The sequence below is a fragment of the Paenarthrobacter sp. TA1.8 genome (genome assembly GCF_048595705.1).
In the GTDB taxonomy this organism is placed as follows: domain Bacteria; phylum Actinomycetota; class Actinomycetes; order Actinomycetales; family Micrococcaceae; genus Arthrobacter; species Arthrobacter nitroguajacolicus.
Genome location: NZ_CP184287.1, coordinates 4,381,143 through 4,407,935 on the forward strand (window position 1 = coordinate 4,381,143; position 26,793 = coordinate 4,407,935).

25 protein-coding genes, 1 tRNA gene and 1 riboswitch are annotated in these 26,793 nt (G+C 63.0%); of the genes, 14 read left to right on the forward strand and 12 right to left on the reverse strand.

Translation table 11 applies throughout. The features are described from left to right. Positions 1 to 10 precede the first annotated feature (10 nt). Together ACNAOT_RS20415 and ACNAOT_RS20420 are read left to right on the forward strand one after the other, a co-directional pair. Positions 11 to 2,131 carry a penicillin acylase family protein gene (locus tag ACNAOT_RS20415; RefSeq protein WP_420179177.1) on the forward strand — a complete coding sequence of 707 codons (2,121 nt, stop codon included), beginning with the start codon at positions 11 to 13 and terminating at the stop codon, positions 2,129 to 2,131. A gap of 59 nt (positions 2,132 to 2,190) precedes the next feature. Continuing rightward, positions 2,191 to 2,790, forward strand: coding sequence for a GNAT family N-acetyltransferase (locus ACNAOT_RS20420; RefSeq protein ID WP_420179178.1), 600 nt, complete (start codon positions 2,191 to 2,193; stop codon positions 2,788 to 2,790). Here the strand turns inward: ACNAOT_RS20420 and ACNAOT_RS20425 are convergent. The 3 genes from ACNAOT_RS20425 to ACNAOT_RS20435 are packed head-to-tail and all read right to left on the reverse strand — an operon-like array spanning position 2,787 to position 5,790. Further along, on the reverse strand, positions 2,787 to 3,581 hold the full coding sequence (locus tag ACNAOT_RS20425) for an energy-coupling factor transporter transmembrane component T family protein (RefSeq protein WP_420179179.1): 795 nt from the start codon (positions 3,579 to 3,581) through the stop codon (positions 2,787 to 2,789). The two genes, ACNAOT_RS20420 and ACNAOT_RS20425, sit on opposite strands and share 4 nt — an antisense overlap. Continuing rightward, positions 3,578 to 5,170: an ABC transporter ATP-binding protein gene (locus tag ACNAOT_RS20430; protein WP_420179180.1), complete on the reverse strand. Its 1,593-nt coding sequence runs from the start codon at positions 5,168 to 5,170 to the stop codon at positions 3,578 to 3,580. The genes ACNAOT_RS20425 and ACNAOT_RS20430 overlap by 4 nt, the downstream gene beginning before the upstream one ends. Then, positions 5,170 to 5,790, reverse strand: coding sequence for an ECF transporter S component (locus tag ACNAOT_RS20435; RefSeq protein WP_017199489.1), 621 nt, complete (start codon positions 5,788 to 5,790; stop codon positions 5,170 to 5,172). The genes ACNAOT_RS20430 and ACNAOT_RS20435 overlap by 1 nt, the downstream gene beginning before the upstream one ends. Positions 5,791 to 5,865: 75 nt before the next feature. Then, a riboswitch (TPP riboswitch) is annotated at positions 5,866 to 6,002 on the reverse strand. A 327-nt stretch (positions 6,003 to 6,329) separates the two neighbouring features. Between ACNAOT_RS20435 and ACNAOT_RS20440 the strand changes: the two genes are divergently transcribed. Beyond that, a complete protein-coding gene (locus ACNAOT_RS20440; protein WP_420179181.1) occupies positions 6,330 to 7,019 on the forward strand; it encodes an NUDIX hydrolase in 690 nt (229 codons plus the stop codon). Positions 7,020 to 7,055: 36 nt separating this feature from the next. Next, the gene (locus ACNAOT_RS20445) at positions 7,056 to 7,316 is read left to right on the forward strand and encodes a DUF4235 domain-containing protein (protein WP_017199491.1); all 261 of its coding nucleotides are present in this window, start codon (positions 7,056 to 7,058) and stop codon (positions 7,314 to 7,316) included. A gap of 71 nt (positions 7,317 to 7,387) precedes the next feature. Here the strand turns inward: ACNAOT_RS20445 and mnhG are convergent, their stop codons facing one another. Genes mnhG through ACNAOT_RS20475 form a run of 6 tightly spaced genes read right to left on the reverse strand, consistent with a single transcriptional unit; the run spans position 7,388 to position 13,732 of the window. Continuing rightward, the gene (gene mnhG, locus ACNAOT_RS20450; protein WP_091469839.1) at positions 7,388 to 7,780 is read right to left on the reverse strand and encodes a monovalent cation/H(+) antiporter subunit G; all 393 of its coding nucleotides are present in this window, start codon (positions 7,778 to 7,780) and stop codon (positions 7,388 to 7,390) included. Further along, the gene (locus ACNAOT_RS20455; RefSeq protein ID WP_017199493.1) at positions 7,770 to 8,048 is read right to left on the reverse strand and encodes a monovalent cation/H+ antiporter complex subunit F; all 279 of its coding nucleotides are present in this window, start codon (positions 8,046 to 8,048) and stop codon (positions 7,770 to 7,772) included. The genes mnhG and ACNAOT_RS20455 overlap by 11 nt, the downstream gene beginning before the upstream one ends. Then, positions 8,045 to 8,611 carry a Na+/H+ antiporter subunit E gene (locus ACNAOT_RS20460; RefSeq protein ID WP_420179182.1) on the reverse strand — a complete coding sequence of 189 codons (567 nt, stop codon included), beginning with the start codon at positions 8,609 to 8,611 and terminating at the stop codon, positions 8,045 to 8,047. Before ACNAOT_RS20460 ends, ACNAOT_RS20455 begins: the two co-directional genes overlap by 4 nt. Continuing rightward, positions 8,608 to 10,221, reverse strand: coding sequence for a Na+/H+ antiporter subunit D (locus tag ACNAOT_RS20465; RefSeq protein ID WP_420179183.1), 1,614 nt, complete (start codon positions 10,219 to 10,221; stop codon positions 8,608 to 8,610). The genes ACNAOT_RS20460 and ACNAOT_RS20465 overlap by 4 nt, the downstream gene beginning before the upstream one ends. Continuing rightward, entirely contained in the window at positions 10,218 to 10,718 is a 501-nt protein-coding gene (locus tag ACNAOT_RS20470) for a Na(+)/H(+) antiporter subunit C (RefSeq protein WP_091469832.1), read from the reverse strand. Before ACNAOT_RS20470 ends, ACNAOT_RS20465 begins: the two co-directional genes overlap by 4 nt. Next, positions 10,715 to 13,732 (reverse strand): Na+/H+ antiporter subunit A, encoded by a 3,018-nt coding sequence (locus tag ACNAOT_RS20475; RefSeq protein ID WP_420179184.1) that lies wholly within the window; start codon positions 13,730 to 13,732, stop codon positions 10,715 to 10,717. Before ACNAOT_RS20475 ends, ACNAOT_RS20470 begins: the two co-directional genes overlap by 4 nt. 202 nt (positions 13,733 to 13,934) lie before the next feature. Here ACNAOT_RS20475 and ACNAOT_RS20480 point away from each other — a divergent pair, with 202 nt between their 5' ends. The 3 genes from ACNAOT_RS20480 (at position 13,935) to ACNAOT_RS20490 (ending at position 17,090) form a co-directional block, all read left to right on the forward strand. Continuing rightward, the gene (locus ACNAOT_RS20480; protein ID WP_179017770.1) at positions 13,935 to 15,338 is read left to right on the forward strand and encodes an MFS transporter; all 1,404 of its coding nucleotides are present in this window, start codon (positions 13,935 to 13,937) and stop codon (positions 15,336 to 15,338) included. Positions 15,339 to 15,402: 64 nt separating this feature from the next. Next, complete coding sequence (locus tag ACNAOT_RS20485; protein WP_017199499.1) at positions 15,403 to 15,885, forward strand: cation:proton antiporter regulatory subunit; 483 nt, start codon at positions 15,403 to 15,405, stop codon at positions 15,883 to 15,885. A gap of 5 nt (positions 15,886 to 15,890) precedes the next feature. Further along, complete coding sequence (locus ACNAOT_RS20490; protein ID WP_091469826.1) at positions 15,891 to 17,090, forward strand: cation:proton antiporter; 1,200 nt, start codon at positions 15,891 to 15,893, stop codon at positions 17,088 to 17,090. A 52-nt stretch (positions 17,091 to 17,142) separates the two neighbouring features. Here ACNAOT_RS20490 and dcd read toward each other — a convergent pair whose 3' ends face one another. Next, on the reverse strand, positions 17,143 to 17,718 hold the full coding sequence (dcd, locus tag ACNAOT_RS20495; protein ID WP_011776299.1) for a dCTP deaminase: 576 nt from the start codon (positions 17,716 to 17,718) through the stop codon (positions 17,143 to 17,145). 125 nt (positions 17,719 to 17,843) lie between these two features. Here dcd and ACNAOT_RS20500 point away from each other — a divergent pair, with 125 nt between their 5' ends. Continuing rightward, complete coding sequence (locus tag ACNAOT_RS20500; RefSeq protein ID WP_420179185.1) at positions 17,844 to 19,826, forward strand: CAP domain-containing protein; 1,983 nt, start codon at positions 17,844 to 17,846, stop codon at positions 19,824 to 19,826. A gap of 70 nt (positions 19,827 to 19,896) precedes the next feature. Here ACNAOT_RS20500 and ACNAOT_RS20505 read toward each other — a convergent pair whose 3' ends face one another. Next, entirely contained in the window at positions 19,897 to 20,340 is a 444-nt protein-coding gene (locus ACNAOT_RS20505; protein WP_091469821.1) for a hypothetical protein, read from the reverse strand. 242 nt (positions 20,341 to 20,582) lie between these two features. On the opposite strand from ACNAOT_RS20505, the gene ACNAOT_RS20510 reads away from it, so the two are divergent. From ACNAOT_RS20510 to ACNAOT_RS20530, 5 genes are all read left to right on the forward strand, one after another. After that, positions 20,583 to 22,097: a M15 family metallopeptidase gene (locus ACNAOT_RS20510; protein ID WP_420179186.1), complete on the forward strand. Its 1,515-nt coding sequence runs from the start codon at positions 20,583 to 20,585 to the stop codon at positions 22,095 to 22,097. Between the two features lie 77 nt (positions 22,098 to 22,174). Further along, positions 22,175 to 22,248, forward strand: a tRNA-Gly gene (locus ACNAOT_RS20515). A gap of 174 nt (positions 22,249 to 22,422) precedes the next feature. After that, positions 22,423 to 22,884, forward strand: coding sequence for a nuclear transport factor 2 family protein (locus ACNAOT_RS20520; RefSeq protein ID WP_420179187.1), 462 nt, complete (start codon positions 22,423 to 22,425; stop codon positions 22,882 to 22,884). 130 nt (positions 22,885 to 23,014) lie between these two features. Further along, on the forward strand, positions 23,015 to 23,149 hold the full coding sequence (locus ACNAOT_RS20525) for a hypothetical protein (protein WP_011776304.1): 135 nt from the start codon (positions 23,015 to 23,017) through the stop codon (positions 23,147 to 23,149). Next, positions 23,146 to 24,318 carry a N(5)-(carboxyethyl)ornithine synthase gene (locus tag ACNAOT_RS20530; RefSeq protein WP_091469814.1) on the forward strand — a complete coding sequence of 391 codons (1,173 nt, stop codon included), beginning with the start codon at positions 23,146 to 23,148 and terminating at the stop codon, positions 24,316 to 24,318. The genes ACNAOT_RS20525 and ACNAOT_RS20530 overlap by 4 nt, the downstream gene beginning before the upstream one ends. Positions 24,319 to 24,366: 48 nt before the next feature. On the opposite strand, the gene ACNAOT_RS20535 is transcribed toward ACNAOT_RS20530, so the two are convergent. Further along, positions 24,367 to 25,752 (reverse strand): MFS transporter, encoded by a 1,386-nt coding sequence (locus ACNAOT_RS20535; protein WP_420179188.1) that lies wholly within the window; start codon positions 25,750 to 25,752, stop codon positions 24,367 to 24,369. A 166-nt stretch (positions 25,753 to 25,918) separates the two neighbouring features. Here ACNAOT_RS20535 and ACNAOT_RS20540 point away from each other — a divergent pair, with 166 nt between their 5' ends. Continuing rightward, on the forward strand, positions 25,919 to 26,773 hold the full coding sequence (locus tag ACNAOT_RS20540) for a LysR substrate-binding domain-containing protein (protein WP_144649178.1): 855 nt from the start codon (positions 25,919 to 25,921) through the stop codon (positions 26,771 to 26,773). Positions 26,774 to 26,793: the final 20 nt, after the last annotated feature.

The window sequence follows — 26,793 nt, forward strand, 5'->3', positions numbered from 1 at the left end:
GCCAGAGATTATGACGCCTGCCCCCACGCACCAACCCGCCCCGGCAGGCGGCCCCGGAACGTACCGCGATGAGTGGGGAATCCCGCACTTGTGGGCGGATTCCACCGATGAACTCGCCTTTCTCCAGGGTATGAATGCGGCCACGGACCGCTCGTGGCAGATCGAGCTGGAACGGTGGCGCTCGGAGGGCCGCGCAGCTGAGGTATTGGGTGCAGACGTGGTGGTCTGGGACCGGTTCGCCCGGCAAGCCCGGCTGGATGACACCGCGCGTCGCTGCTTTGAGAACCTCGACGCCGCCACTCAGCGCTGGTGCGGACAATACGTGGCGGGCATCAACCAGGCCCTGTCAGACGGCCGACGCGGAGGGCCCGAGTTCGAAGAATCCGGCAGCATCCCCGAGCCGTGGAATCCGTGGACCCCGCTCGGCGTGTTCCTGGTGCACCACATCCTGTTTTCCACCTTCCCCAACAAGCTGTTCCGGGCCCACGTCGCGCGGACACTCGGCGACGACGCCGTGAGCTTGTTCAGCATCGAAGCACCGGTTTGGTCAGGCAGCAACGCTTGGGCAGCGCATGGATCGACGACGGCCACTGCGCTTCCCTTGATTGCCGGCGACCCCCACCGCCTCGTGGAGCTGCCCGGCGTCTACCAGCAAATACGGCTCGCCTGCCCGGAGTTCGATGCGATCGGATTCGCGTTCCCGGGTGTTCCCGGCCTCCCCCATTTTGCCCATACGGGCAGCACCGCTTGGGCCATCACCAACGCCATGGCCGACTACCAGGACCTTTTCATCGAGGAGTTGCGCCGGGTCAGCGACTTCACGGGTGAGCGCATCGAGGCGCGCGGAGCGGAAGGCTGGGAACCCGCCGTCGTGAGTTCCGAAACCATCCGCGTCCGCGACGGTGAGGCTGTGTCCGTTGAGATTATCGAGACCGATCGGGGTCCGGTCATCTCGGAAACGCCCGACGGCGGCGCCCTCAGTTTGCGCTTCCCGGCCAGGGTTCAGGGGCGGCTGGGGTTCGAGGCCCTCCTGCCGTTGCTACGGAGCCAAAGCGTCTCCGAGGTGGAGGCTGCCTTCGATGCCTGGGTTGAGCCCGTTAACAGTGTGGTGGCCGCCGACGTTCACGGGTCTGTGAGGCACTTCGTTGCCGGGCTGGTCCCGCAGCGCAATCCGGCCAACCGGCGCCTGCCCGCTCCGGCCTTCTCCGCCCGTCATGAGTGGGAGGGCCAGTACGTGATCCTGCCTCGCACCGAGGTCCAGCAGTTTGCCGTGAGCGCGAATGACCGCGCGGCAGGAGGCGGTGACCAAGTGGCCATGGAGTTTGCACCTGCACATCGTGCCCGGCGCATCCGGGAATTGCTGGAACTGGCTCCCGGGCCTTTGTCCGTAGACAATATGCAGGCCATCCACACGGACACGCTACTGGGTCCGTGGCCGTTGTTCCGTTCGATGCTCTCCGGCCTGGACGTCCAGGATCTCTCCAAGGAGGCGAAGGATTTGCGGGTCCTCCTGTTGGACTGGGATGGCCTCATGGAAGCCGGCAGCCATCGCGCCGCCGTTTTCGCTGCGTGGCGTGGTGCGCTGGTCCAGCGCCTGGCGCGGCATTCCGCGCTTGCGCCCTTGAATGAGCCCACAGGCTACTCACCATTGTTCGGGCCGTGGTTGTCAGTGGCGTCGCGCGTCGGTTTTGCCCTTGAGACCCTGCTGGTCCGTGGCTCCGAGCTTGGCATCAGCGTCGGAGTGGAAGCTGCCGCGGCGCTCGAAGACGCCGCGTTGGAGGAATCCATGCTGAATGGTGCTGCCTGGGGCGACCGGCACAAGCTCCTGCCGGTGCATGTCCTCCCTGGCCCGCTCGCAACGTCGGCACCCACTGCCGACCTCAGTGGGGATACCGGGTGTGTACTGTGCACCGAGAGCCTCCCCGGCGTCGATGACCGTAGCTTCCGCGGGCCCGTGGCCCGCTACGTGTGGGACCTGGCCGATCGGCAGAACAGCCGCTGGATCGTGCCATTCGGCGCCTCCGGCGTGCCCGGTCACATGCACTTCGCCGACCAGCTCCCGCTCTGGACAGCCGGGGAACTCGCCCCGGTGGTCACTGATTGGTCGCTTCTGACCAACGACACGCCCTGACTCATTCCTGTTCCCGCATCAGTCCCACCCACAGCCCGCCCCACAGCCAGAAGGAAACCATGACCACCACCACCCAGGACTTTTCCGTCCGCACCACCGTCTACTCCGAAGACCTGGAAGGCTGGGGTGTGCTCCGCATTGTTCCGTTGGTTCCCATCGAGGACATCGACCTCATCTTCGAATGGGTGACCCAGCCCCGGGCAAAGTTCTGGGGAATGACGGAGAACTCCCGCGAAGAAGTCCTGGGGATCTACGAGTTCCTTGACTCCCTGGAAACCCACCACGCGTTCCTGGCCATCCTGGACGGGGAGCCTTTGGCCCTCTTCCAGACGTACGAGCCGCTGCACGATCCCGTCGGCGAGGCCTACCCCGCCCGCGAGGAAGACATCGGCATGCACCTGCTGCTGGCCCCGGCTACTCGGCCCATTCCGCATTTCACCCCGCGGCTGGGCACGTCGTTGATCAAGTACATGTTCTCCCTGCCGGGCAAGGACCGGATTGTGGTGGAGCCGGACTCCCGCAATGCCAAGGCCCTTCGTCGTCTGGAAGCGACGTGCTTCGAGCTGGGACCCATCATTCAGTTGGCGGAGAAGGAGGCCCAGCTAGGGTTCCTGACACGGGCGGGCTTTGATGAGATCCAGGAGCAGCGGGCCCGCTAGCGCCAGACGAAACTCCAGGTTCCCGCACCCACAGCCGCCAGCACTGCACCGGCTGCGATGACCAACCCGCCAAGGACCACCCACGCGTCCAGCAGTGAGTACGTGGATTCGCGTGCCCACGTCCGTGGCCCGCCGCCGAAGCCGCGCGCTTCCATGGTCACTGCCAGTCGGGATGCCCGCCGAACCGCCTGAACCAACAGACCGAAACTCTGGCCGAGCGTGGCCTTCAACCGCTGTAAGGGGCTGCCTTGGGAACCGACTCCGCGGGCACGGCGGGCCATTCCTATGGTTTGCCATTCCTCCGCCATGAGCCCTACAAGCCTCATCGCAGCTAACGATCCGAGGACAAAGCGGTGCGGCAGCTTGGCCTTCTGCGCCAGCGCATCGGCCAGGTCGGTGGGGTCGGTGCAGGTCATCAGCAGGATCGCCGGCAACGCGATCGCCAAACCGCGCAGCATGAAACCGAGCCCCAGCTCCAAGGAACCTTCGCTGATGGACCAGAGTCCGACGTCGAGCAGTACAGCGCCGCTGTCCGCCGCCACTATTGCAGTGCTCCAGCCGCCGATCGCTGCCGCAATGATCAGGGGCCAGGCCCGCAGCCACAAAAGCCTGATGGTGAGGCCGGCAAGCGGGAAGAGAGCCAGTTCCGCAAGGAGCGCCGTCGACGCAGAGACCCAGTCGATGGACAAGGCCAGCACCAGGGAAATCAGGAAGACCGACACGAACTTCGCCAAAGGGTTGGCGCGAGTCAGCAGGGCGTGGTTGCCGCGGATGTTCAGCGCATCCCTCACGCTGCACCCGCTTCCTGATGCGTTGCTCTGCCTTGCGGTATCGGACCGAGCCGTAGTTCGGTTCCGCCGAGTACAGCACTGAATTCCTGATCGTGGGTTACGGAGACCACCGCGGTTCCGGCGTCCAGCAACTCGGAAAGGAACGACGCCAGCTCGGCCCAGGTATTCGCGTCCTGGCCAAACGTTGGCTCGTCCAGAACAAGGACTTTGGGGTGCGCGGCCAGCACCGTGGCCACCGAGAGCCGGCGCTTTTCCCCGCCGGATAACGTATACGGATTGGCGTCGACGAGATGGGTGAGCCGCAACCGTTCCAGCAACTCGTCCACGCGCTCCTCGCCGTGGCCCAGATGCTTCGGACCAAACATCAACTCATCCAGGACCTTGCCCGTGACGAACTGATGTTCCGGCTCCTGGAACACCGTCCCGATGCGGGAAATCAGCTGGTCTGCTTTCCACTTGAACGGATCAATGCCCGCACCCTCGGAAAGTTCGACGGCGGCACTCACTTTGCCGTCCACGGGCGCCAAAAGGCCTGCCAACGTGAGCGCGAACGTGGACTTTCCGGCACCATTGGGACCCGTAATTGTCAGGGCTTGGCCTGCCCGGACCTGCGCACTGATGTCCGTTTGCACCGGAACAGGCGGGATGGTTTTGAAACCTTTGCGCCGTGGCTTTAGTCGGGAAACAGCAAGGTCCTGGGCTGCGAGGAGAAGCTGCGCGGCGTCTGGTTCTTTATGGCGGGTGCGGGTTTCCGGAACGTACCCCGGCACCCAGACGCCAGCCGACATCAGCAGGGTGCGGGCCTCGGAAAGGACCTGGTCGGGAGGGCCGTCCAAGAGGACGCCGCCGGCAGCATTCCCGGTCCCTGCGGCCGTGCTGGACCCTGCGACCGACCCTGGCTGCAAGACCACAATCCTGTCCACCAGGTCTTTCCACACGGACACGCGGTGTTCCACCACAACCAGCGTGGCGCCGGTCTTGTCCAGGCATCGCCCAACAGCATCACGAACCTCCAGCACCCCTGCAGGATCCAGGTTGGCCGTTGGTTCGTCCAACAGGATCAGCCCGGGCCGCATCGCCAAAATGCCCGCAAGCGCAAGGCGCTGCTTCTGACCGCCTGAGAGCGCCGCCGTCGGGTGATCCAACGCCAGACCTCCGCCGGCAGCGGTACGCAACCCGACGTCGTCGAGCGCTTCATGGACACGGGACCAAATCTCGTCCCGCGGCACGGCAAGGTTCTCTGCACCGAAGGCAACGTCGTCGCCAACCCTCGACAAAACCACCTGCGTCTCGGGGTCCTGCTGCATCAGTCCCGCGCGTCCACGCTGCTCGCGGGGCGCCACGCCGTCGATCAGCAGGGAGCCGGTCTCATCCGAGTCATCTTCCTCATCCCCCAGCACCCCGGCGAGGGCATGAAGGAGCGTGGATTTGCCGGCACCCGAAGGTCCGAGCAGCAGTACGCGCTCCCCGGGTTCGATCCGAAGGTCGAGGCCCTGAATGGCAGCTTGGGCACGGCCGGCATGCCGCCAACCCCAGCCCTCGGCTGAGATGGCGGCAGGCCTCACCGTGCCGCTTTGCGTGGCCGACATCAGCTGAAGACGGGCTCCGAAGCGGCCTTGCGCGAGGCGAAGGAACTCAGCACGCCGGTCTTGGCCAGGCCGCGTGTCGCCACCCAGGAGAGTGCGCCCGCGATGATTGCGCCGGAAATTGTGGTGAAGGTGATGTAGGCCAGCTTGTCGACGGCTTCATAGGCGATGTTCCAACCCCACGGGAGGAAGGAGTCGTTCAGGCCGCAGAAGAGGCCCGCGCCCGCACCGGCGAGGAGGGCAGTGGGCAGGTTGAACTTCTTGTACCGGAAGGCGGCAAAGATGAGTTCCGCGCCCAGGCCCTGCAGAACGCCGGAGATGAGCACGGTGGTGCCGTACTGCGAACCCATGATGAGTTCACCGGTGGCGGCAACAGTTTCGCAGAACAGGGCTGCACCCGGCTTGCGGATAATGAGCATGCCCAGAACCGCGGGGATCATCCAGCCGCCGGCAATCAGGCCGGTGAGAGGCGGATACGTCGCGTTCATGGGGATGGATACTAGTGCGGCGCCTTGGGACCATGCCCAGAAGATCACGCCGCCCGCGATGGCGATCAAGGCCGCCACAACGATGTCTACAACACGCCAGTTATAACTGGTCTTCTTCACGTTTACCGTGGTCATTTTCTGCCTCCTGAGGTTACAGGAGGGGAAAGTGCTCCCCGGAATCCGGCTGGCCTGCGCCGCCCGGATCCGGACACTCTGAGAAGCTCGACTCCCTTGCGCCGGTACTAACCGGATCAGGTTCGAGGGTCTGCGGCTGTCCGCACTCTCAGCGCCCTCGCGTCTCCTGCATCTCTGCAGAGTCCGACGGCGGCGCTCCCCTGTCGTTATTAAATCTGCCCTGATGGGCTGGTTCAGTTTACACCTGAGTCTGTGGCGGGTGTTGGTCTGTTGCCGGCAGGCGGTCACAATCGGCAGTGGTGGTGCGTTGCAGGGCTCCCCGGGGGTGCGTTGCGAGGGCTTCCGGGGGTGCGTTGCGAGGCCCACTCTGCACCCTTCCCCCACACCATTCCCTGCACACCAGGCCCCACAACAAGACGGGGGTGCGTTGCGAGGCCTGCTCTGCACGCTAACCCCACACCATTCCCTGCGCACCAGGCCCCACAACGAGACCTGAGAGAATGAACCAGCAGAATCCACCGCGGCAAAGGGGCACCTTCATGACCGACCTTCCCCAGCAAGACTTCCCCCTTCCCCCAGAAGTGCCCCAGCCGCGCCTGGCCGCGAGCATCATCCTCCTCCGTGACTCCCCGGGCGGACTCGAAGCCTTTGTCCAGCACAGGGTGAGCACCATGGACTTCGCCGCCGGCATGGTGGTCTTCCCCGGTGGACGGGTGGATGCCGCGGACGAGTCCGGCTGGGACTACCCCTCGGACCTGCTTCAACGCCACGCGGCGGACTGGCAGCAGAGCTCCATCTGCAGTGGCGCGGGCGAAGCCACGAAGAACGCCGGAACGGTGCTTTCCGCCGCAATCCGTGAAGTCAAGGAGGAAGCCGGGCTCAGCATCGACGCCTCTGACCTCCGCCCGTGGGCCAACTGGATCACACCGACAGACATGCCCAAGCGATTCGACACTTACTTTTATGTTGCCAAGCCCTCCCCGGGGGCCGAACCGCGGCACCAGACCACGGAAGCCTGGCAATCACTGTGGATGCCGGTAGCGGACATTCTTGCGGCGGAGGCCGCGGGCACCCTGAAGCTGATGCCGCCCACGTACTACCTGCTCAAAGAAATCGCCGGGTTCGCTACCGTGGATGCTCTTTGGTCGGCCGAACACGATGTTGTCCCGGTTCTGGCCCCTGTCGGCTCCATGGCTGCGTTCCTCAAGGAGCGGGAAAACCGCCGCTAGCGCTTGGAACGAGCTGGAGCCGGTTAGGCTGGGAGCATGAACCTCTTTTTCAAGCTGATCGGCGCCGGAGTAAGTCTCGGAGCAGGCTTCGTAGGTACCAAACTTGTCAACAAAGGGTGGGAAAAGGCCACGGGCAACAAGCCACCCTTGGGCAACGACGACATGGAATCGAGTCTTCGCTCCGCCCTGACTTTCGCGCTGATTTCAGCCTTCGTCAGCACACTCATCCAGGTCCTGGCGAGCAGGGGCACGCAGCGCGCCATTGCACGCTTCGCCAAGACCCACGACATCGTCTAGGCAACCTCACCACAACACAACGCCGGGATCACCCATGAGGGTAGTCCCGGCGTTCGTTGTTTCCGCTGCTGCTAGCGCTGGCTCCCGGGCTCTTGCCCCGCGGCCGCCCGCTGCACAACCGCTTCAAGTTCATCCTTGGTGAGCATTTCGCGATGCCCGTGCTTGGTGCGGTAGGCGGAGCGGCCCACCATGTGAGCGGAAACCGGGGCCGTCAGGAGCTGGAAAATCCACGCCACCAGAAGGACTGGCCATACCCACCAGGTCCGCATCTGGAGGCCGATCGCAGCCAGCATGAGGAATAGACCCAAAACCTGCGGCTTGGTGGCCGCGTGCATGCGGCTCATGAGGTCCGGAAATCTCAACAAGCCAATAGCAGCGCCGAGGGACATCAGTGCGCCCACCACCAGGAACAGTGCAGTGACGGCGTCGATCACAAAATCCAAGCCGGTGGCATCAGGATTCATTGCTCTGCTCCCTCCGTTCGGCTACGAACCGGGCCACGGTCACCGAGCCAATGAACCCGATCACCGCGAGGGCCACCAGCAGCATCAAGTTGTTCAGGTGCTTGTTCATTGCCATGTCGATTGCCAGGGCGGCACCCAGGATCGCCAGCAAGACATCCGATGCCAGAACCCTATCCAGCAAGGACGGACCGATAGCGATCCGGACAATTGCCCCTGCCGCGGCGAGGCTAAGGATCACAGCCGTTGCCACGAGAACGAATTCCTTCATAGCGTTGCCCCTTCCATTCCCGGGCGCTGTTCTGCATTGAGGGATGCGACTTCTTCGCGCGTGCCCATGATGCGGATCAATCTCGCCTCAATGACTTGGGTTTCCTCGCGGATCTTGTCGATGTCCGCTTCCTCATAAATGTTGAGCGCGTGCAAGTACAGCGTGGACGTTGAGCGGTCCACTTCCACCACCAGTGAACCCGGGATCAACGAGATCACGTGCCCGGTGGCTGTCACCATCAGGTCTGAGTGGCTCCGCAACGGAACGGCGACGACGGCGCTACGCACCGTGGGTCCTTTGGCTACAGCCAGGTACAGAACCAGGAAGCTCGCTGCCACCACTTTGCCGAGGAACATCAGGGCGAAGGGAATAGCGCGCAGAATGTTGAACCTGCCACTGAGCTCCACGGGCGGGAGGTAGAACAGTTTGGCCACCAGCACGGCGATCAGGGCACCGAACAACAGGTTGCCCGGGCTGAAGTCCCGCCACAGCGCGCCCCACACGATGACCAACCAGACGAGGAGCGGCAACTCCGTGCGGAAGGAAATGGGTTTGCGGCTCACTTGGCATCACCCGACTGTGTCTCAGCTGACGGTGCTTCGCCCGTACGCGGTTCGTCTGTTTGTGCCAACGGCGGCACCTCAACGGAATCGCCCAGGACCGAGTGGATGTAAGCTGAGCGGTCCAGCATGATCCCGGCGGAACCGTCAGCAACTTTGAAGAGCGGCCCCGCGAATACAGTGAGCGCCACTCCGAACACCACCAGACCCGCCGTGGAGCCAACCATGGTGCGGGGCAGGACGCCCACATTGCCGGAGGTCATCAGCACAGGGTCCGGGTACTCTGCGTCCTCGGGTTTGCGCCAAAACGCCCTGTTCCAGACACGGGCGATGGCCAGCAACGTCAGGAGGCTGGTGACAACGCCACCCACCACCAGCACGATTGCCAAGGGTGTCCCCAACTCCACGCCGGCCTGCAGCAGCCCCAGCTTTCCGAGGAAGCCGGAGAACGGCGGAATGCCCGCAAGGTTCATGGCCGGAACAAAGAACAGCAACGCAAGCAATGGCGAAAGCTTCGCAAGGCCACCCAAACGGTCAATGGACGAGCTGCCGCCACGCCGCTCTATGAGACCTGTGACCAGGAACAGGCTGGTCTGCACGGTGATGTGGTGCGCAACGTAGAAAACCGCAGCACCCAATCCGGCCACGGAACTCATGGCGAGGCCAAACACCATATAGCCGATGTGACTAACAAGCGTGAAGGACAGAAGACGTTTGATGTCACTCTGGGCCAAGGCGCCCAGAATTCCGACAATCATGGTGAGTAGCGCCACCACCATCAGCGGGACGTTGAGGGTATCGCCGGGGAACAGCAGTGTTTCCGTGCGGACCATGGCGTATACGCCCACTTTGGTCAACAACCCGGCGAACACGGCGGTGACTGGAGCGGGCGCCGTCGGATAAGAGTCTGGAAGCCAGAACGACAAAGGGAAGACTGCTGCCTTGATGCCGAACGCCACCAACAGCATCACGTGCAGAAGGTTCTGCGTGCCCTGATCCAGTTCGGCAAGTTTGATGGCAAGGTCCGCCATGGTGATGGTTCCGGTGGCACCGTAGATCATGGCGATAGCGATGAGGAACAGCACGGACGACACCACGGAAACCACAACGTAGGTGACGCCCGCCCGGATGCGCGGTCCGGTTCCGCCCAGTGTCATGAGGACGTAGCTGGCCGTCAGGAGGATTTCGAAACCGACGTAGAGGTTGAAGAGGTCACCGGTCAGGAACGCATTGGACACGCCCGCCACCAGGATCAGGTAGGTGGGGTGGAAGATCGAGACCGGTGCTTCCTGGTCGCCGTCGGCCATGCCTTGGCCGGTCGCGTAGATGAGCACCGCCAGACTGACCACAGTGGAAACCACCAGCATCAGCGAAGAGAACTGGTCCACCACGAGGACCACGCCCCACGGCGGCAGCCATCCGCCCAGCGTGACGGACGTTGTGCCGCCGTCCCACACGGAGACCAGGAGCAGGCATTCGAGAAGGAGGGTCGCGCTCAGGATGCCAATGCTCACTACCCGCTGTGCGCTGTGGTGCCGGATCAGCAGGAATGCCAGGGCAGCGCCAAGGATCGGTAGGAGGACAGCTAGCGGCGACAGGTTTGCGAGATTCACGCGCTGCCTCCTTCCTGGTTCGAAGCCGTGTTGGGGGTTTCGGTCGCGTCGGGCCTGTCCTTATTTGCAGGGCTGGCCGGGGTGATGGCGAATTCGGACGTTTCCAGCGGGACGATGGCGTCGTCCTCCGCATCGAAGCTCGGAGTCTTGGCCACGCGGACGTCTTCGAGGTCATCCTGGATTTCATCCTGGCGGGCCAGGACCCATGTGCGGTAAATGATGCCGAGCATAAAGGCGGTGACAGCGAACGAAATGACGATCGACGTCAGGATCAGGGCCTGGGGCAAAGGATCGTTGTACGTTTCCGGGTTCGTTTCCTTATCGAACAAGGGGGCAAGGCCTGCGTACCCTCCCGTGCTCAGGATCAGGATGTTGGTGGCATTTGCCAGCAGCATCAAACCCAACAGCACGCGCGTCAGGCTGCGTTCCAGGATCAAATAGATCCCGCAGGCGTACAGGACGCCCATGACGATCAGCAGGGTCAGGTTGATGCTCATGCGTTGCCCTTCCCGGATGCAGCGGATTCGGCGGCTTCCTCGGCGAGGTCGGCATGCCCGGCGGCATCTTCCTCAGCCAGCGGGGCCCCCTTGCCTTCAAAGTGTTCGTCGATCTCGGCACCGAGGCTCCGAAGGACATCGAGCGCCAACCCCACCACCACGACGTAAACGCCAATGTCGAAAATGGTGGAAGTGACGAACTTGACGTCACCGAAGACCGGTAGCCAGAACTCGATAATGGCGCTCTGGAACACCTGTCCTCCCAGGAAGAGCGGCACCACACCGGAAGCGGCCGCCGTCGCAAGTCCTGTCCCCAAAAGGGTCCCCGCGCTGACGGTGGCTGCCTCGCTCAACTCGAACCGCCCACCGGCCAGGTAGCGGATTGTCAGTGCGAGCCCGGCGGTGAGGCCGCCGGCAAAGCCGCCGCCCGGCAGGTTGTGCCCGGCGAGGAGAAGATAAATGGAGAACACGATCATGGAGTGGAAGATCAGTCTGGTCACTACTTCGAAGATGATCGAGCGCCGTTCGGGGGCCAGGGTACGGCCGGCAACCAGCCACGCATCGCGGCTCACGTCGGTGAACTTCTTCGCCACGGCCAAGGTGGCGCCGTCGCGGGAGTCACGGTCGACGCCGGTGCGTCGCCCGACGCTGCCTTCCGGCACGGCCTCCGAAGTCTTGATCCGGTCGCCGCGGCTGCGGACGAAGATCAGGCTGGCTACACCGGTGGCAGCAATCGCGAGGACCGAGATCTCACCGAACGTGTCCCAGGCGCGAATATCCACCAGGGTCACGTTGACTACGTTCAGTCCCCCGCCGCCTTCATACGCCAACCGCGGGAAGTCCAGTGAGATGGGGGTGGCAACGCGCGCGCCCATGGCGTAAATCGCCACGAAAATCATGGTGATGCCAAAGGCCGCACCAATGATCACACGGATTACCCTGAGCCGTCCCCCGGTCCTGTCCCTCAATTCAGCGGGCAGGCTGCGCATGGCCAGCACGAAAGCAACCAGCACAATGGTTTCCACCAGCATTTGGGTCAGTGCGAGGTCCGGTGCGCCTTGGAGTGCGAACATGAGGGCAATGCCGTAACCCGTGACGGACACCATGAGCACGGCGAGGAAACGCTTGTTGGCCCGGACGGCAGCCAGGGCACCCACCACGATGCCGATGCCTGCCACTACTTGCAGTGGCGAGTTCGGGTCGATGAAGTACATGCCGTCCGGCAGTGGCTTGTTCGCCACGATCAGCGCCGTCATCGGAACCGCGAATGCCACGGTGAGGATCACCGCGAGGTAGAAGTACAGCGAACCACGCTGCGTGCGGCCTGTCACCCAAACCGCGATGTCGTCCAGCGCGCCGATGGTGTTCTGGTAAGCCCTGTCGCCGTCCACCCAGTCCGGGACCAGGCTTTGGGCACGGGCAACGAGGTTGCGCCAGTAGAACATCGCGGCGCCGGCCGCGAACGTCAGCGCGGTCAGGCCCAACGCGGGGGTGACGCTATGCCACAAAGCCAAGTGTCCGGCGTCGACCGCGTCCGGACCGTCAGCGAACAGCGCTGCGTAAGGCTGGATCCAGGTGTCCACGGGCGTTGGCCATAATCCATAGACGATAGTGAGCAAACTAAGGATGGCCGGTGCTGCCAGGAATGCCGGTTTGATGGGCTTGAACGGGGTAGGTTCCACGCCGGGCTTGACGGCAAAGGCTCCCCACATGAACCGGGCGCTGTACGCGAACGTCAGGATCGATCCGATGACCAGGCCCACCAGGATCAAGATGCCCCACGCTGGAGCGCCATCACCGGTGCCGTAGTGGACGAAGGCTTCAAACACTGACTCTTTGGCTACGAAACCTGCCAAGGGTGGCACACCGGCCATGGACGCCGCTGCGATACCGGCCACAACACCCAGCGCCCGCGACGAACGGAAAACGCCGGAAAGCTTGCGGATATCGCGTGTCCCGGACTGGTGATCGATGATGCCCACTACCAGGAACAGCGCGGCCTTGAACAAGCCATGCGCCAGCAGCAGTCCGAGTCCGGCCAGGGCAGCGTCGGGACGTCCTAATCCCACCACCATGGTGAGGAAGCCGAGCTGGCTGACCGTGCCGTAGGCAAGGATCAGTTTGATGTCTGTCTGGCGTAGGGCCCGGTAACCACCCACGAGCATGGTGGCCAAGCCCAGCCCCAGAACCACGGGAAGCCAAAACTCCGACCCCGAAAACCCGGGAGCAAGGCGAGCCACGATGTAGATGCCGGCTTTGACCATCGCGGCAGCGTGAAGATACGCGCTCACGGGGGTGGGCGCTGCCATGGCACCTGGAAGCCAGAAATGGAATGGGACAAGCGCCGATTTGGTTACGGCGCCAGCCAGGATAAGTACGACGGCGGTGGCCACCGCTCCCTGCATCGGTCCGGCCATGAGCGGCCCGGCTTGGTCCAGTATCGACGAAATGCGATAGGTTCCTGCGGCCTGACCCAAGATGATGAGGCCGACGAGCATGGCGAGGCCACCCGCGGTTGTGACCATGAGTGCCTGCAGTGCAGAACGCCGCGCCGCCAGACGTGTGCGGGCGTAGCCGATCAGCAGATAGGAAAGGATGGTGGTGAGCTCCCAGAAGATGAAGAGCATCAGCAGGTCGTCGGAGGTCACCAAACCGAACATGGCCCCGGCAAAAGCGAGCAGTTGAGCGCCGAATCCGCCCAGGCCGGCGTCCTTGTTCTTGAAGTACCTGGCGCAATAAACCAAAACCAGGGATCCCACTCCGAGGATCAGTAAGGACATCACCCAAGCCAAGGGATCCATACGGAAGGCGAGCTCAAGCTTCAGGCTGGGAATCCATGGGATGACTTCTTCTATGCCACCACCGGAATATACAGGGCCGTACTGCAAAAGCAGCCAAAGGAAGGCACCTGCGGGGACCGCTGCAAGAGCATAGAAGGCATTCCTGCCGAGTTTGCTGAAGATCAAAGGCGCCACAGTTGCCGCTACAAAGGTGATGGCGAGAACTGTGATCACTGTTATCTCCGCAAAGTCAGGAACATATTGTCAAAAGTTGGAGCAGGCGGTCATACGTTGGGTTCGGTTTAGCTAGTTTATCAAGGCGAACCGACAGTTTTGGCATGGGAAGCCGACTGCGCGCATGGCTTAAAGCCGCGTTCTCCACATAGCGGTCTGTCATCTACCCGCCGTTCTCCACTGTCGCTATAGCATTCAAGCTATGAACGCGGCCGCAGTTCCCGAAGCCTCCCACTCGACGTCCGAGCTTGCCTCAGGACCCGTCGCTTCCAAGAAAGGACAGATCCTTGCTTGGGCATCCTGGGACTGGGGCTCAGCTGCCTTCCAAGCGGTGATGACCACCTTCGTCTTCACCGTTTACCTCACGTCCAATGCGTTCGGCGGAGAAGATGCGGCATCGGCCGCGCTCGGTGCTGCCCTCGCCGTTGCCGGCCTCGCCATTGCCTTGCTGGCTCCCGTCACCGGGCAGCGTTCCGACGCCGGGGGACGCCGCAAGATGTGGCTCGGTGTCAACACCGCCGCAACAGCTGTCCTGACAGCGCTCTGTTTCTTCGTGTTCCCCCAACCGGAGTTCCTGCTGCTAGGGGTATGCCTGATAGCACTCGGCAACATTTTCTTTGAGTTTGCCGGCGTGAACTACAACGCCATGCTGGCGCAGATATCTACGCCCCGGAACATCGGCAGGGTCAGCGGCTTCGGGTGGGCCATGGGTTACCTGGGCGGCATCGTTGCGCTCCTCCTGGTTCTTCAGCTATTCGTGCAGCCCTCCTTCGAGTGGTTTGGCGCTTCAACGCAGGACTCCTTGAACATCCGGCTCGTTGCCATCTTCTCGGCACTGTGGTTCTTCATCTTTGCCCTTCCCGTGATGTTCGCTGTTCCTGAAGTTTCCGTGAAGAAGAGCACCGCGTCGCTGGGTTTCATTGCGTCCTACAAGTTGTTGTTCCGCCGCATTGGGGCCATCTATCGGACCAGCCCCCACACCATCTACTTCCTGCTTTCCAGTGCCATCTTCCGTGACGGCTTGGCGGCAGTATTTACTTTCGGCGGCGTCATCGCCGCGGGGACGTTCGGCTTCGAGCTCAAGGACGTTATCTTCTTCGCCATCTTCGGCAACGTCGTAGCGGCCGTCGGTGCAATCATTGGAGGCTTCCTTGACGACAGGATCGGACCGAAGGCAGTCATTATCCTCTCGCTGATTGGACTCCTCGTCGCAGGCACGGCCATTCTGGTCCTGGGTAACGGCGACTACGTTTTCTTTGGCAATGACTGGCCAGGTGCCACTACGTTCTGGGTCTTCGGCCTGCTGCTCTGCTTGTTCGTGGGACCGGCACAATCGTCCTCACGCGCATATCTTGCAAGGCTTGCCCCCCACGGAGAATCCGGGGAGCTTTTCGGGCTCTACGCGACCACTGGGCGGGCCGTCAGCTTCCTCGCACCGACGCTCTTCACGCTGTGTATCGCCATCGCCTCGCCGCTTGTGGCAGAAGGTGAAGCCCAGCGCTGGGGCATCCTGGGAATCATGGTGGTCCTTCTGGCCGGCCTGTTGGTGATCCTCCCAGTGAAGCCACCGGCCAAGGTGGAAATAGCCGTGGTCCCTGAGCGTTAACTACATAGGACTGGCTGAGCATTATCGCCGTACCAGACCCATACAACAGAGTTAGGGTGTAGCTATGAACGTGGATGAGACTGAACTCCCGGGCCTCGGGATCCGCAAGGATTTCGTCACGGCATCGGGCCGTCGCATCGGGGTGGTGGAACTTCGCGAGGGTGAGACCGAGCTGTTCGTGTCCACCTGGGACGACCCCGACACGTGCCAAGCCTCCATCCCGTTGACAGCAGACGAAGCATCGACACTGGGGAACCTCTTGGGCGGCCAGCACATTGCCATGCGCTTGGCAGAAGAACATCGCGAGATACCGGGCATCGTCACCCGCCAGTTCTCCATCACCCCGGATTCACCCTTCGTCAACCAGCCCATGGGCAAGGCGCAGATCCGCACCCGGAGCGGTGTTTCCATCGTGGCGATCATGCGCGAAGGTGAGGTTGTCCCCTCGCCGGCACCCGACGTCGTACTTCACACCGGTGATTTGCTCGTAGCGGTCGGCACGCAGGAAGGTCTTGACTCGGCAGCCGACATCCTCCGCAACGGCTGACCGGAATGGATCCGCTCGCACTAGCCCTCGTTGAACTGGGGGCCGTCGTCTTCTGCCTCGGTCTCCTTGCTCGATTAGCGGGCCGAATAGGCATGTCCCCCATCCCGCTCTACTTGGTGGGAGGCTTGGCCTTCGGAGCCGGCGGGTTCGTCAAGTTGGACGGAATGCACGAGTTCGCCCATCTTTCCGGTGAAATCGGCGTTATCCTCCTGCTGCTTATGCTCGGATTGGAATATACGGCGTCGGAGCTCGTCACTGGCCTTCGGCGATCGTGGCAGGCCGGCGTTCTTGATTTTGTCCTCAACTTCCTTCCGGGCGCGGGACTCGCCGTGCTTTTGGGTTGGGGACTTGTGGGGGCCATCGTCATGGGTGGCGTTACCTATATCTCGTCATCCGGAATCGCCGCCAAGGTGATCACTGACCTCGGCCGGATCGGTAACCGCGAAACTCCCGTGGTGCTGTCAATCCTCGTTTTTGAGGACCTCGCAATGGCCATCTACCTCCCGATCCTCACGGCGATCCTGGCCGGCGTGGGGTTCCTGGGCGGACTGCAGACTGTAGGAATTGCCCTTGCAGTAGTCACCGTGGTGCTGGTCATCGCCCTCAAGCACGGGCACCGGGTCTCGCAAGCAGTGCACAGTGAAAACTCCGAGGTCTTCCTACTGAACGTCCTCGGTCTCGCCCTCCTGGTGGCCGGCATCGCATCGGCGCTGCAGGTGTCCGCCGCAGTGGGTGCCTTCATGCTGGGCATCGCAATCTCCGGTGCCACCGCCCACAACGCCACCAGAATCCTCGAACCGTTGCGGGATCTCTTCGCAGCGATCTTCTTCGTCGCCTTCGGGCTCAACACCGATCCGACGTCCATTCCGCCCGTCCTTGGTTGGGCCCTGGTGCTGGCCGTCATCACCGCAGCTACCAAGATGCTCACAGGATTCTGGGCTGCCAAGCGGGCCGGCATCGCCGTCCCGGGCCGTTTCCGCGCTGGCGCTGCCCTGATTGCGCGCGGTGAATTCTCCATTGTCATCGCTGGTCTGGCTGTTGCGTCCGGGGCAGTTCCGGACGAACTTGCGGCACTCGCCACCGCGTATGTACTCATCATGGCCATCCTTGGCCCTCTGGCTGCCCGCTTCGTGGAACCAGTGGTCAAGGCCATTCGGAAGTCGCCGGGAGCTCCCCCGCGGACACAGGAGCGCGCACCAGCGTAGCGAGTCTCCAAAGTGCCGAGAGCTACCCCCTCGGCAAAGGCACCAAACGAGGCTAGATGGACGTCCGGTGGAAGTTCTGGTGGCTGCGGCTCGCGGTGGGTCCTCGCTGGCCCTGGTAACGGTTGCCGTATTCGCCGGAACCGTAGGGGTGCTCGGCCGAGGACGTCAGTCGGAAGAAGCACAGCTGTCCAATTTTCATGCCGGGCCACAGCTTGATGGGCAGAGTTGCCACGTTGGAGAGCTCCAATGTCACGTGACCTGAGAAACCGGGGTCAATGAATCCGGCCGTGGAGTGCGTCAGCAGCCCGAGGCGCCCAAGGGATGACTTCCCTTCGAGACGGGCAGCGATATCGTCGGCCAGGCTGACGGTTTCGTAGGTTGAGCCGAGTACGAACTCTCCGGGGTGCAGGATGAATGGCTCGTCGCCTTCCACTTCAACCAGCCGGGTCAGTTCGGGCTGTTCCTCGGCAGGGTCGATGTGGGCATATTTATGGTTGTCGAAGAGCCGGAAAAACCGGTCAATCCGCACGTCAACGGAAGATGGCTGAACCATGGCGGGGTCGTACGGTTCAAGAACAATCCGTTGGGAGTCTATTTCGGCACGAATATCGCGGTCAGAGATCAGCACAGCATCAAAAATACCCCATGCATCAAATACCCCATGCATTGTCCGCGCCGCCCCATGGGACTATAGTTCCCGGACATGTAGAACCGCGCCCGTACTTGGGGGCAACGAGCATTCGCGGGGTAATTGTGAGAAAACTGGCTGCGCCTGCCGCTATCGTGCTGGCTGGCGTATTGGCTCTGGGGGTGGCCGCCTCCAGCCAGATTCTCCCGTCAACGCAGACGGTCCCCGGGCCCACCGCCACACCTTCCGCCGTTGTCCCTTCAGGGATGACGGCACCAAAGGAAACCACGACGGCGGACCCCGCACCTTCAGCGCCCCTCCCGGCGGCCGGCAACGCCTCGGACCCCACCACAGTGCCCGCGCCGGACCCCGGAACGCCGGAGTCGACACCAAGCGTCGGCGCGGGAACCGACACGGACGGCGGGCCCGTCGCTATAGATCCGGTGTTTGAGACGCCACCCCCCGTGCCCAACATCGGGCCCTCCTGGGGGCCTGACAACCCCTCGGACCCCGGCGCCACCGAGCCACCCGTAGCGGAGCCGTCTCCACAAGAGACTGTCGGTCCTGTTCCAGCCGCACCAACACCATCCGCCCAGGCCGCCGGGCCTGGACCGTCTGCGTCTACAACCGAAACGCCTGCACCAACTCAACCAACTTCCCCCAGCGAAACATCGCCATCAACCGAAACGCCTGCACCAATAGGAAGTCCGTCCCCCACTCCAACGCTCGAAACCGCCTCACCAGCCCCGACGGCGACGCCCGAAGCCACACCAACCCCTACACTCACCCCCTTCCCGGGCAAGAGCCCGAGCAGCACCGTGGATCCGGAGAACGGCGCGCTGGCGCTCCTCCCGGACAGCAACACAGCTGCGATCCTGACGGTGTTCAACGCGATCAACAGCTACCGTGCATCGCTCGGCCTGGCTCCTGTGAAGTACCACGCCACGGTGGCCAGCCTGGCTCAGGACTGGTCCAACAACATCGCGACGCGTGAGGTGATCCAGCACCGCGCCAACTTCTGGACTGATCCCCGGGCTCTCAACCCCAACAACGGGGCGGGTGAAGTCATCGCTGTCCGCTGGGACCGTGACGCAGCGCAGCTTGTGGAGTGGTGGAAGGGTTCTCCCGGTCACGACGCCCTTCTGCGTGATCCCCGGTTCAACGTCATGGGCATCGGCATCACCTACACGGACGGCAACTGGCAGACCACCCCCAACCGCTACACGCTCTGGGGCGTAGTGAATTTCTTTGGCTACACATCTTTGCCGGCAGGGACCACCACAAGCCCGGGCGGTACAGTCCCGCCACCAACCGACCCTGTGGGTGTCTGCGAACCGGGCAGCAAGCACCAACCGCCCACCCTTAACTTGAGCGCGGCCTCCATCAGCAGCGCAGCCGACCTCGTGTCGATCGGCGGCGACGGCTCGGTGGTTGCCTACCCATCGTGGGGTGGCGGCAGGTACGGCGGCGGCAAGAGAATCGGCGTCGGCTTCACAGGGCTCAAAGACCTCTTCATCACGGACTGGGACCGCGACGGCGTGTTTGATCTGATCTCCCAAAGACTCGACGGCGCCCTGCTGGTGTACCCCGGCCTTCAGACAGGTGGGTTCAAGGATCCCCTTGCCCTTGGCCAGGGCTGGGGGACCCTGAACATCACCGTGGGCACTTGGTGCGCCAACAACCGGCTTCCCCAGATCGTTGCCATGGATTCGGGCGGCAACCTGTACCTCTATAAGAACGCCGGCCTTGCCTACATCCGTGCCCAAGCGGCAATCGGCACGGGATTCCCAGCGATCAGGCTAAGCATGGTGGACTACAACGCCGACGGCTTCCAGGACCTCCTCACCACTGAGGCCAATGGAACCCTCAGGCTGTACCGCGGGAGCGGGCTGGGCACACCCAAGCAGGAATCCCGTCCGGTAGTGGGCGCGGAATGGACCGACTACACGGGCTTGAGGGCGCTTCGCGGGGTAACGGGTCCCGATTCGACGGGTGTTGCCGGACTGGACCGCAACGGAGTCGTTGAATATTGGGATCTCAACACAGGACGGCTTACCACGCCGGTGACCATCGGCGTCGGCTGGGGCGGGCTGAAGTTCGCCCAATAGGAGAGCATGCCACCCCAACCTGCGTGTCGGCGTCGTGCGCCAATCCGGCGTCGCGCGTCAACAGCCGCGGCTAAGCGTCCGAGTGGGACTCGATGGCAACCTTGAGTTGTTCCAATTGCGCCACTTCGCCCTCCAGCGCCTTCTGGAATATGCCATTCATAAGCTTCCGCAGGCCCTTGGGGTGGTACTCAAGGGCGAACCGGAGGCGGGTGGTGTTGCCTTCGGTGCTGAGGTAGAAACCTCCGGTAGGCCGCGCGGGTCCGGCCACCACGGCGTAACGGACTTCGGCTCCCGGGCGGGCTTCGGTGATCCTGAAGTCGGCGGCTACGGGGCGGCCGCCGGGGCCGGAAACCGTCTGTTGATAGAGGGCACCTTTTTGGCCGCGAATGCCGGAGCGAAGCGCGATACTACGCACACCCGAACGCCACAGGGAATTGTTCATCCCGTCCATGAGGAATCCGTAAACAGTCATGGCGTCCTTGCTGATCACCACTTCATTGGCAGCGAATGCCATGGAAAACCTCTTTCGGCGTACGGTCGAGTGTCGTAGCCCGGTTCCCCATACGCTGCAGCTAACACCTTCAGAATAGTCAGCGGCGGCCGCCAGCAACACATGACTGCCGAGCCTTGACCGAATGGTTATCTCCCGATTTTCCCGGGGTACTGCTGACAGGAGTCCGTGGGCCGGGTAGAGTGCCTGCGGCTGGCTACAAGCAAATTGGGGGCGTAATGCGAGGTCGAAACTACTCAGGTTCCATGAGGAACGCACGACGACGGCTGGCGGCTTGCGCTGCTTTGTTCAGTCTGGCCGTGGCTGGCGGCGCGGTAACTGCGGCTCCTGCCACGGCTGCGCCGACCACCGCGGTGCCAGCCACTGCGGCCGTTAAGGCACAGAGCAACGCACGCGCCGCCGTCGTCGTTCAAAGTGCAGTACCGGCCACTGCGAATCCACTGCCGAGCGTCGATCCTGTGGGCGACCCCGCGAACTACTCTGTCCTGGTTAACAAGTCCCGGCCCTTGAATCCTGTGAGCTACGCGCCCGGCGACCTAGTCAACGCCCGCGGCTCCGGCCAGTACCTGCGTGCCGAGGCTGCAGCCTGGCTCAATGGGTTGTTCCAAGGTGCGGCTGATGCCGGCACGGGCGGGTTGGCAGTGGTGAGCGGTTACCGTTCCTACGCGCAGCAGCAGCAGGTCTACTCCTATTACGTCAGCATCTACGGCCAGGCACAGGCAGACCTGATCTCCGCACGTCCGGGGCACAGCGAGCACCAGACGGGGCTCGCCGTCGACGTCGGGAACGCCAACGGTTCCTGCGGCCTCAGCACCTGTTTCGGGGACACTCCAGCCGGGATCTGGGTGGCAGCGAATGCCCACAAGTACGGCTTCATTGTCCGCTACCCCAACGGCTACACGAACGTCACTGGCTACAGCTATGAGCCGTGGCACCTGCGCTACGTCGGAGTGGATCTCGCAACCGACATGAAACGCCGCGGCTTCCCCACCATGGAGCAGTATTTCGCCGGCAACCCCACTGCGTATGCCAGCATCACCTCCGGCGCGGACCTGGTTGCTGCGGACTCGTCCGGGCGGCTGCTTCGCTACCCTGCACACGGCGGTGGTGGCTATGGCATCCCCACGGTGATCGGTTCCAACTGGCAGGGCTTGAAGCAGGCCTTCGTGGTGGACTGGGACGCTGATGGCGTCTACGACATTTTGGCGCAATGGGACAACGGCACCTTGGGCTTGTTCAAGGGTTGGCCCGGCGGTGCTTTCTCCACGCAGATCGTGGTGGGAACAGGTGACTGGGACAAGATGACTATCACCGTGGGCAAATGGTCCGCGGCGCAGGGGTATCCGGGCATCGTGGGCTACTTCCCCGATGGCGGGCTCCGGTACTACCCCAACACCTCGGGTAGGGCGTTGACCTACCGGGTGGACATTGGAAGTGGCTGGGCGGGCATGGGCCTGACCATGGCCGACTGGAATGCCGACGGCGCCAACGACATCCTGGCCACCACAACGTCCGGGCACTTGCTGAGTTATCCCGGCAACGGCGGGGGTGGCTTCGCAGGCCTGCCCACCACAGTGGGTTCCGGCTGGGGAACCATGAAAGCACTGGTTCCAAGCTTCGGTTTATCCGGTCCGGGCACGCGCAGCATCACTGCCCAAACCGTGGATGGCTACCTCGTCGAATACCGTCTGGGGACCGGGACCTGGGGCGGTCAGCGCCAGGTGGGCAACGGCTGGAATGGCATGAAGCTGTTCAAGTAGGCGTCCGGTGCGCCGGTCATGGGGAGTCCTGCAACTGCGCTAAGCTAGGACTCGCTCGGGGAGTTTTTCCGGGCAATGCGGGCGTAGCTCAATGGTAGAGCGCTAGCTTCCCAAGCTCGATACGCGGGTTCGATTCCCGTCGCCCGCTCCAGGAAAGCCCCGGATCCAGTGATCCGGGGTTTCTCTTTGCCCGAGGACTGAACCCTGTCCAAGAACAAAAAGCGCTCGACGACGGTACTCACCAAAGAGGGCCGCTTACCCGTCGACCGGGAGGCCTCGTAAGCCTAAACTCTTACGTACATCCACCTATCCGGGAGGTCCTCCAATGACTCTCACCGACGATGGTGAGGCGGGTCCACTCGCCGTCATCAACCGCCTGCTGGAAGCCACGAACAAGCACGATCTTGAAGCCCTGGCTGAGTGTTTCGCGCCGGGCTACGTCAACGAGACACCGGCCCACCCCACCCGGGGATTCACGGGACGGGACACTATCCGCAGCAATTGGGAGCAACTGTTCACCGGCGTACCGGACATCGCAGCCCGCATGTTGGCGCACAGCGTGAGCGGGACCAGCGTGTGGACTGAGCTGCACCTGAAGGGCGCCCGCCGTGATGGCACCCAGCATGAGATGACCGGCGTCATCATTTTCGGCGTGGATGAGGGCATCATCAGCAGTGCCCGCTTCTACCTGGAGCCAGTGGAGAAAGTTGCGACCGTGGACGACACCGCGGATCGCGTCACTCATCGTGTAACGCATGGCCGCCCGGCGGTTCAGCCGGCTCAATAGTCCGACGCCGGACGGCCCAGGCAGCCAGAGGCCTGCGGTCCAGCACGCGTGACTCCGGCCACAAAGCGATGCGGGGAGGTGTATCGTCAGGAGTCAGGAGCCATTTCGGCTCCGCTCTAAGGGAGCCATCATGGGCGACAAATCACCGCGCCAAACTGCGTCAAAGAAATCCAGCAAATCCATCAAGGAAAAACGCGCGGATAAGCGGGCTTCCGAGTCCTCCGCCACCGAGGCCGCCAAGCCCTCTACCGGCAACAAGAAGTGACCGCACCAACCGGCCCGCTGAGCATTGGTGTCCTTGCTACTTCGCTGAAACCCAACGAGCGACGCCTGCCGATCCACCCGCAGCACTTGGAACGCATTGCTCCGGAAGTGCGCCGGCAACTTCGCTTTGAGTACGGCTACGGCGAGCGGTTCGGTGTCCCGGACAGCAAGCTGGAATCATTGGTGGGCGGGCTCGGTACACGCCAGGAGTTGATTGCCAACAACGACGTCATCCTCCTCCCCAAGCCGCAGGCCCAGGATCTGGCCGAACTCCGTGATGGTCAAACGTTGTGGGGCTGGCCGCACTGTGTACAGGACCGGGCTATCACCCAGCTTGCCATCGACAAGAAGCTCACACTCATCGCCTTTGAGGCCATGAACCACTGGGCGGGCGACGGCGGCTTTGGCCTGCACGTCTTCCACAAGAACAACGAGCTCGCCGGCTACTGCTCTGTGCTGCATGCACTGGCATTGACTGGTTCCACCGGCGATTACGGCCGCCGCCTCAGCGCTGTGGTCATCGGTTTCGGGGCCACGGCGCGTGGTGCCGTCACTGCGCTGAACGCCCACGGCGTCCACGACGTCCAGGTGCTCACCAACCGGGGCGTCGCCGCCGTCGGGTCTCCGATCCATTCAGTGCGGATCGTGCAATTCGACCATGACAGCAAGGCGCCGTTCCTCAGCGAAGTCATCACGGACAAGGGGCGCAAGCCCTTGGCACCGTTCCTGGCCGCGGCGGACATCGTGGTCAATTGCACCCTGCAGGACCCGAACGCTCCGCTGACCTACCTCCGCACGGAGGATCTGGCGGAATTCCAGCCGGACAGCCTGATCGTTGACGTGTCCTGCGACGAAGGCATGGGCTTCAGCTGGGCGCGGACCACCACTTTCGACGAGCCCATGTTCCGCGTGGGCGGGCACGTTAATTACTACGCCGTGGACCACAGTCCGTCATACCTTTGGAACTCGGCCAGCTGGGAGATCAGCGAAGCCCTGCTTCCCTTCCTGGACACTGTTGTGGCCGGGCCGGAAAGCTGGGATGCCAACGAGACAGTCTCCCGTGCCATTGAGATCCGTGAAGGTGTTATCCGCAATCCGGACGTCCTGGAGTTCCAGGGACGCTCAGCGGAATACCCACACCTGCCAGTGGCACAGCTTCAGCCAAGATAGCCCGCACAGAATGAAGCGCCCCCGGCTGTCGGGGGCGCTTCATCCTGGTTAAGCCGGCTGCGGCTCCTGCACGATCCGCAGCACCCGACGCCGATCGCGCAGGTCCACTTTGATGTGCAGGGATGACTTCCGGGCCAGTATGACGGCGACAACCGCAGCCGCGATGGCCGGCACGCCACCGGAGATCAGGACGGCAAGGTGGGGACCGAGGTGCTCGGCGAGCCAACCCATCATGGGGCCGCCGATTGCCTGCCCACCGATCAGCACCACTAGGTACAGGCTCATGACGCGGCCGCGGATGCTCATGTTGGAGCTGGTCTGCACCATTTGGTTGGCCGCTGTAAGGAACATGAGGCACCAGAATCCGGCGAGGACCATGGTGACGCTGAACCACACCATGGACGGCATCAGCGATGACGCACAGAGCATGAGCCCGTACAACCCCGCCGACGTCACCACCGAGCGCAACCGCAACTGGCGACGCCGTGTGGACGCCACCGCCCCCATCAGCGCACCGAGCGCAACCATGGCGTTCAGCAGGCCGTAGCCTCCGGCGCCGGCGTCGTACACGTTGTCCGCGAAGGCGGCCAGCAGCACCGGCAGGCTCATGGCGAAAACTGCCACGAAACCGGCCATCAACCACGGCCAGTAGATTGTGGGCTTGCTGAGCGCGTAGTTGAGTCCTTCGCGGAGCATTCCCTTCTTGCGAGGGGTCGGCTGGCTGAGGTGCAACTGATCCTTGCGGAGGATCAACAGCATGGCAACAGTTGAGCAGCAGGCCACGGCGTTCGCCGCGAAGGCCCATCCGGCACCAACCGCGGTGAGCAGCACACCGGCCAAGGCGGGACCGATCAGTCCGCCGAGCTGGAACGTCGTGGAGTTAACGCTGATGGCATTCCGGAGGTATTTGGGGCCGACGAGCTCATTGACGAAAACCTGCCGGGCCGGCTGGTCCAGAACCGTCACGAAGCCCAAAAGCAGGGCGATGACGTACACATGCCACACTTCGACGCGTTGGCTCAGGGAGAGCACCGCCAACGCGGCCGCGAGCACGGCGGCCGCGGATTGGCAGATGATGAGGATCTTTCGCTTGGCAAAGCGGTCGGCAATCATGCCGCCCCACGGGCCAAGGAAAAGCGAAGGCATGAACTGCAATGCCACAGTAATTCCGACGGCGGTGACGGAACCGGAAAGCTGCAGCACCATCCAATCTTGGGCGATGCGCTGCATCCAGATCGCGATCACGGCGATGAAATGACCGATCGCGAAGATCCTGAAGTTGGGGACCTTCAGGGAGATGAAGGTATGCCGCCAGGGCAGCTTTTCACTCACGACGGCGAGTGGCTGGGTGACGGTGTCCGCGGGCTGAGGTGCGGATAGAGAATCGATGACGGGCTGGCTGACGTTTGCCGCTGAAGGCGGTGGGGGTGCCAAAGGTAGTCCTCGGATGGAGAGTTTCGGTGGGATGCGTTTAACGCTAGGGTTACGAGCAGCAATTATGGAAGCGTATTGCGCCTATAACTAGCATTGCGGAACGCAATGACCATGCTGCAAGGGCGCAGTACTCCGGCCCGGCGCTGACCTGCGCTTTAGGAGTTCCGTGTTCGAACCTGTCCAGCTCCGTTCCTTTTTGGCCGTCGCAGAAACGCTGAGTTTCACCAAAGCTGCGGAACGCCTTGGGCTCGCACAGCCCACCGTCAGCCAGCATGTCCGCAAGCTTGAGGCCGCTGCCAAGCGGGTGCTGGTTGCCCGCGATACCCGCGAGGTCCGGCTCACCGACAACGGCGACGCCATGGCCGGTTTTGCCCGCAGCATCCTTGCCGCCCACGACTCCGCCGCCCGCTACTTTTCCGGTTCGGCCATGAGAGGGCGCCTCCGGTTCGGCACCGCAGACGACCTCGCCATCACCGGCCTCCCCCGGATCCTCCGCGAGTTCCGACAGTTGTACCCCCAGATCAACTTGGAGCTCACCGTCAGCCAAAGTGACCAGCTGTACAAGCGACTCAATGCCGGCCAGCTGGACCTTGTGTTCGTGAAATGGGTGGCCGGAGCAAAGGAAGGCACGGTGGTCCGGCACGACAATTTCGCCTGGGTCGGCGTCGAGCAGACCGTACTGGAACCCGGGGCGCCCGTCCCACTCATCGCCTACCCAGCGCCAAGCCTGAGCCGAAAACTGGCCATTGATGCACTGGAAGCCGAAGGCAGGACCTGGCGGATCACCTGTAGCACCAAGCAGATCAGCGGAGTGCTCGCGGCCGTTCGTGCCGGCATCGGAGTTGCCGTGATGCCGGCGTCGCTGGTGCCCGAGGACCTGAAGGTCATCACGCAACGTTTCGGGCTCCCGCCGGTAGGCGACGTCGACTTCACCCTGATCCGGAATCCCCTGGCCAACGCCGAGGTCATCGATGCCCTCACGCAGGCCATCATGGGCAGGACGCTGAGTAAGTCGAGCTAGTGGGCGTAGTAGGCTCACCG